The organism is Paenibacillus sp. 598K (genome assembly GCF_003851045.1).
Classification (GTDB): domain Bacteria; phylum Bacillota; class Bacilli; order Paenibacillales; family Paenibacillaceae; genus Paenibacillus_D.
Map to the genome: position 1 here is coordinate 156621 of NZ_BFBX01000010.1, position 5438 is coordinate 162058.

Annotated in this window: 4 protein-coding genes and 1 pseudogene; 1 reads left to right on the forward strand and 4 read right to left on the reverse strand. The window is 57.6% G+C overall.

Going from position 1 to position 5438, the window contains the following annotated elements:
- Window positions 1-448, reverse strand: a pseudogene (locus tag PA598K_RS37710) (alpha/beta fold hydrolase); the annotation flags it as partial.
- 135 nt (window positions 449-583) lie between these two features.
- Between PA598K_RS37710 and PA598K_RS04115 the strand changes: the two are divergent.
- Complete coding sequence (locus tag PA598K_RS04115; protein WP_128655637.1) at window positions 584-2455, forward strand: leucine-rich repeat domain-containing protein; 1872 nt, start codon at window positions 584-586, stop codon at window positions 2453-2455.
- A gap of 450 nt (window positions 2456-2905) precedes the next feature.
- On the opposite strand, the gene PA598K_RS04120 is transcribed toward PA598K_RS04115, so the two are convergent.
- From PA598K_RS04120 to PA598K_RS35915, 3 genes are all read right to left on the reverse strand, one after another.
- Window positions 2906-3394 carry a hypothetical protein gene (locus tag PA598K_RS04120; RefSeq protein WP_128655639.1) on the reverse strand — a complete coding sequence of 163 codons (489 nt, stop codon included), beginning with the start codon at window positions 3392-3394 and terminating at the stop codon, window positions 2906-2908.
- A gap of 250 nt (window positions 3395-3644) precedes the next feature.
- Complete coding sequence (locus tag PA598K_RS04125; protein WP_128655640.1) at window positions 3645-4196, reverse strand: GNAT family N-acetyltransferase; 552 nt, start codon at window positions 4194-4196, stop codon at window positions 3645-3647.
- Between the two features lie 197 nt (window positions 4197-4393).
- Window positions 4394-5438: phosphoenolpyruvate--protein phosphotransferase (locus PA598K_RS35915; protein WP_185601546.1), on the reverse strand; the 1045-nt coding region annotated here is incomplete at its 5' end.

Sequence of the window (5438 nt, forward strand, 5' to 3'; positions counted from 1 at the left end):
CCGCGCCGAGCTCGGCGCGGACATAGTCGGTTAGCGCGATCAGGTCATCGACGAGCAGGTCGGTCGTCAGATCGGAGTAGTCGTGGAAGAAGCGGTACGATTTGCCGGCGCCGCGCTGATCGTAATGCACCACGGTAAATTCCTGCTCCAACAGACGCTGATACTTGCGCACGTAGGGAATCTCCGAGCTGCCTGGGCCGCCGTGAACGAATAGCAGCACCGGATTGTCGCGATTGACTCCTCGGATCATCACGGTATGCTCTGCGCCATTGATCTCGATGCTCTTCAGTACGCTGATGCTATTGCCCTCTTTGATGGCTGGCGTCCAGGTCGGGAATACCAATCCTGCGAGGAGGAGCAGAGCGAATACAATCAGGGTGACTTTGGCGATACGACGAATGTTTGATTTCAATGAAGATGCTCCTTGTGTGAATCGTGTGCTTATCATTATACCATGCGGCATTCTGTGGCGTAATTTTGCCTCGACAGTGCATTAAAAACTGCTACTTCTGTCCCGTTGTAGCGTATAATCATTCCATAGCATAATAGGAAGAGATTATGATCGCAGCAAGGAGGGCGGCCGGTGCCGTTTATACAACTGACATGTCCCAATTGCAACGGGACGATTGAGCAACAGGACGGGCGTACCTTCAAGTGCCCCTTTTGCCGAACCGAGCTACTATTAAAAGAAAATCATGTGTATTATGTCGACCAGTCGGTGCATCACTATCACGGTACAGCGGCCCCGCCAGCGCCGGCGAAGCGAGCGGCGAAATCGCAGCAAAGAGCGGGGGTCGTCGCGCTGCTGCTCATCTGTGCATTCATCGTCTATATCGGCTGGACGGCCTCGCAAAACAGCGACGCCCTCTCCGGCGGCGTGCAGCATACGATCCGCACGGAGCCGCAGAGCGAGGTGCTGCAGGTGTTCGTCCGGGATATCCTGAATAAGGGCGGGGCGATGCCGACGCAGGAGGATCTGGCCAGTCTACGGTATCTGGCTGCGGGCAAGGAGGACGACCAATGGCGCTTCACCTACAGTTTCGACGATCCGTTCACGAATGAGCAGGCCGAGCTGCGAGAGTACGTCGTCGTCGACAAGCGGCTCAATGGACAGAAGATCGAGCAGCAGGACTTCGAGGCCTTCCCGGGACTGGCGGTGCTGGATCTGCGGGGGGAATACGATATCGCGCGCAGCGATCATCTCACGTACAGTCATATGAAGGATCTGAAGCGCTACTCGGGTTCCTTTAACGAGTCGTTCTCATCCTTTATTCATTATTTCGCCGACCCTGCGAAGCTTCGATCGCTGTCCTTGCAGATCCGCAGCAATGCCGAGCTGGCGCTGCTGCAGCAATTCACTAACCTGCAGTCGCTGGACCTGACCTATGTCGATGAGTCGGTGACCGACTTCCACCTGCTGCAGGAGCTGCCGTTGCGTTCGCTGTCAGTCTATTCCGTCGATGATCTGCGATGGCTGTCCTCGCTGAGCGGACTGGAGTCGTTAGCGATCACCTACAGCGATACGACGGATGTGAGCAGTCTGTACGCTCTCAGCCAACTGCGCGAGCTGAAGCTTGCTTATACGCCCAATGTGAAGACGCTCGACTTCGTCGCGAGTATGCCGAACCTGCAACGGCTGGATGTGGAGAATACCGAGCTGGCGAGCCTGGAGCCGCTGCGAGGCAAGCTGTCGCTGACCAAGCTGCGGCTGGTGCGGGCAGGCGCGGCGGAGTCGATGGAGGCGGTAGGCAGCCTCGGGTCGCTGACCGAGCTGACGATCAGCGGCTACTACGGGACGCCGCTGTCGCTCTCGCTGCCCCAGGTGCGGCGGGCCGAGCTGCCGGCGAGCTTCATCCCGGAGCTCGAGGCGCCGGCTTTGCAGACATTGACCGTCAGCCTGAGCAGCGCCGAGCTGAGCGGCTCCTCGCTGCGCCGCTTCCCGCAGCTGACGCGACTGTCGCTCATGGACGGCAGCATGACGGATGTCGCGGCGCTCGACCAACTGCCCGAGCTGCGGGTCATCGATGCGGTAGATGCCTCGTTTTATGATGAGACCCGGGCCTTGTTCGAGCTGCAGCATGTGACTGAGTTCAGTTGCGACGACTGCCAATTTGATATCCAGGGCGACGAGCCCTTCCGCAACGAGACGCTCCAGCAGTTGACGCTGGCTCGCAGTTATTATCGGGTCAAGGATCAGAACGTCGACGTTCTGGATCGGGTGACGCCTTACTTGACCGGGCTGACGGGGCTGCGCTCGTTTACGCTGCAGGACAGCACCATACAGAAGCTGGATTTCATGAAGGGCTGGCAGCAGCTGGAGGAGCTCCATCTGGAGCATAATGCGATCGCCGATCTGGGGCCGCTGACCGCGCTGCCGAAGCTGAAGAAGCTCTATCTGGCAGGCAACCCGGCGCAAAACAAGACGGTGCTGGGCGATACGGTGACGATTTACTAGAACACAACAAAAGGTGCTTTCCCGCTTGGTTGGGGAAAGCACCTTTTGTGGATTACTCGTGTGCTGCGGCCTGGTGCTGCGGTTTGGTGTTGCGTTCTGGCACTGCGGTTTGGTGCTAACTGCAAAAGTACATCTATTTTCAGCGAAACCGTCATTTCTAGCGGTATTAAATGCAAAAGTGCAGTTGTTTTCGCCAATTTAACCACGTTTGGAAGTTAAGGAGCGATTTAAATGTACAATTGCAGTTGTGCTGCCGTTTTCGCTCCCAAAGCCGCTTTTTAAAGGCATTTTTGCAGTTAAGCTTAAGGGGGCGACCGAATGGTACTCAAGGTACTCAAGGCCGCTAGCCGCTCAAGGCCGCTAGCCGCTCAAGGCCACTAGCCGCTCAAGGCCGCTAGCCGCTCAAGGCCGCTAGCCGCTCAAGGACGGTCTAGTCGTTTTACCTTGCGGCTATTCGTTGCGATTTCTGCGCTTCTCGTAATGGTGGATGCCGAGCACGACGGCGATCAACTCGTAGTCATCGAGCTGGGGCGACGTGTTGAGCAGGCAAAAGGCGCCGGGCTGCAGCCACTTGCTGGTCTTCTCGAAGGTCGCTACCGTCGACCCGCTTTCATCGAAGATTGTATAAGAGCGGGAGAAAGCGGGCGCCTCGATCGTGTAGGAGCCGCGCTCTGTCGCATCGTACCGGTACTTTTTTCCGAAGAGAGCGTAGTTATCAATCAGCAGGCCTAGCGTGTTATCGGACGGGTCGGTGACCATCCATTTGTAGCCCCAGGTGCGGACCTTGCCAGAGCAGCGCAGCTCCTCGTCGGGACCATAGACGGACAGCGAGGAAGTCAGCATGCCCTCCAGATCGACGAAGCCGACCTTGTCGCCGTTTGCATTCATAATATCGGACTTTCCGCGGTTGAGCAGCCGATCATTGAAATACAGTTCCAAGGGGATCTCCTCCTTCGGTATGGCCGTATAGCCAATATACGGTGGAGGAGGGGCTTGGGTTGCAGCAGCCAGGAATGATCCTGTCGGAGCACTTTCTAATTTGATCACTGCGTATCGCTAGCCGGCTACTCGTGGCATAGCAACCTCCATTGTGGACACTGCTACTTGGGCTACTACGATTGCGGGTTACTGCTACCTGGATTACTGCCATTGCGGGTTACTGCTATTACGGTTACTGCCAACCCGTTCGTTACCGTTGCCGTTGCGCTGCCTGTCCGAGCCACTCTCGTTTCAGCAAGGCATAGTGATAGGTATTTTCGTATTTGGGCGTGCCGTCCTCGTTGTTCGTGAAGGAGATGAACTCCTTGAAGCAGCCCTCCTGGCGCATCCCCAGCTTCTCGCATAGCTTTTGAGAGCGTAGGTTGTCGTCCTCGACGTAGGCGTACAGTCGGCGAGCCTGCCGTTCCTCGAACAGATACGTCAGCAGCGCCTCCGCGCTCTCCCTCGCATAACCCTTGCCTTCATATTTGACGTTGAAGCTCCAGCCGATGCCGTAGGTGTCTGGTTCTTCGAAATGGCTGAACAGCTCCCCGATCACCACATCGCTTTCCTTCAGACAGACCGCCAGATAGCCGTCATCGCCGCTTCTCTTCTCCAGCCGGGCTGCGGCTTCCTCCAGGGTGGATACCTTGTCACGCACAAAGCAGTTCACCCGGGGATGGGCCGCATAGGCCATATAATACTCCGCATCAGCGATGGTAAAGTTTCTGATGCGCAAACGCTCGGTTTCCAGTACTTTCATAACAGACGTCCACCTCTTCAGCAATAATCGCTATAACTTGGCGCTCCCTTGGGGGAGTCGATGCTATTATAAGCTGTATAGCGACTATACAGTCAAAGCAATTATCTGTTTCCCTGCGTTATAAGGCTACCGCGCGCTGGGAGTTGCTGAGTTTGTCGTCGACAGGAAGTGTCCGCGTTCGATGACAAGGCCTTGCCTTAATCTGTTGCCATCACCTTCCGCAGCTCGGGAAAGCGACGTTCGACCTCCTGGCGTACCTCGGCGGGGCTGTCCAGATCAAGACAGGCCTCGACAGCGAGCTGTAGAGATTGCTGATCCCTGTGCTCGAACAGCAGACTCAACTGACGCCCGGTCGCTGACTGTGCGTCGTTGCCGACACTAAGAGCATCCAGCCCCATTCCTAGCAGGAGGGGGAGCGCGGCAGGTTCTGCCGCCATTTCGCCGCACAGGCTGACGGGCTTGCAATGCGCATGCGCGCTGCAGATGACCTGCCGGATCAGTCGCAGCACGGCAGGCTGCAGCGGATCATGGAGCAGCGAGGCCGAGTTGCGGCTTGCAGCCATCGTGTACTGGATCAGGTCGTTGGTGCCGATACTGAAAAAATCCGCCTCCTGCGCCAGTCGGTCTGCAATCAGCGCCGCCGAGGGCACCTCGATCATCAGTCCTGTTTCGATCTGGGGGTGATACGCGATGCCGGCATCTGAGAGTGCTGCCTTCGCCTCTGCCACGATAGTCAACGCCTGCCGCCACTCTCCGAGTGTGGCAATCATCGGGAAGAGCAGCTTGACCCGGCCATACGCGCTAGCCCGCAGGATAGCCCGCACTTGCGTACGCAGCACATCCTGATGCAGGAGGGAGAGTCGTATGCCGCGTTGGCCCAGGAACGGATTGTCCTCTGTCTCTGTCATCAAGGAAGCGACCGGCTTGTCTCCCCCCGCGTCTAATGTACGAATCGTAACGGGCGTCCCTGCGTCGAATATGGAGACGACGTCCACGTACGAGCAGAATTGCTCTTCCTCGGAGGGAAGGTCTTCTCGTCCCATGAACAAGAACTCCGTTCGAAACAAGCCGACTCCTTCGGCTCTGCTGCGTCTGGCGGAGACGGCTTCAGCGACCGAGCTGATGTTGGCGAGGAGAGCGGGACGTTCGTCGACCATCGACGGGATACGAAGCTGACGGGAGGAGGCCGGTTCTAGCGCCTCTCCCTTCGCCGCGCCAGCCGCGCGCGTCTCTGTCGCCGCC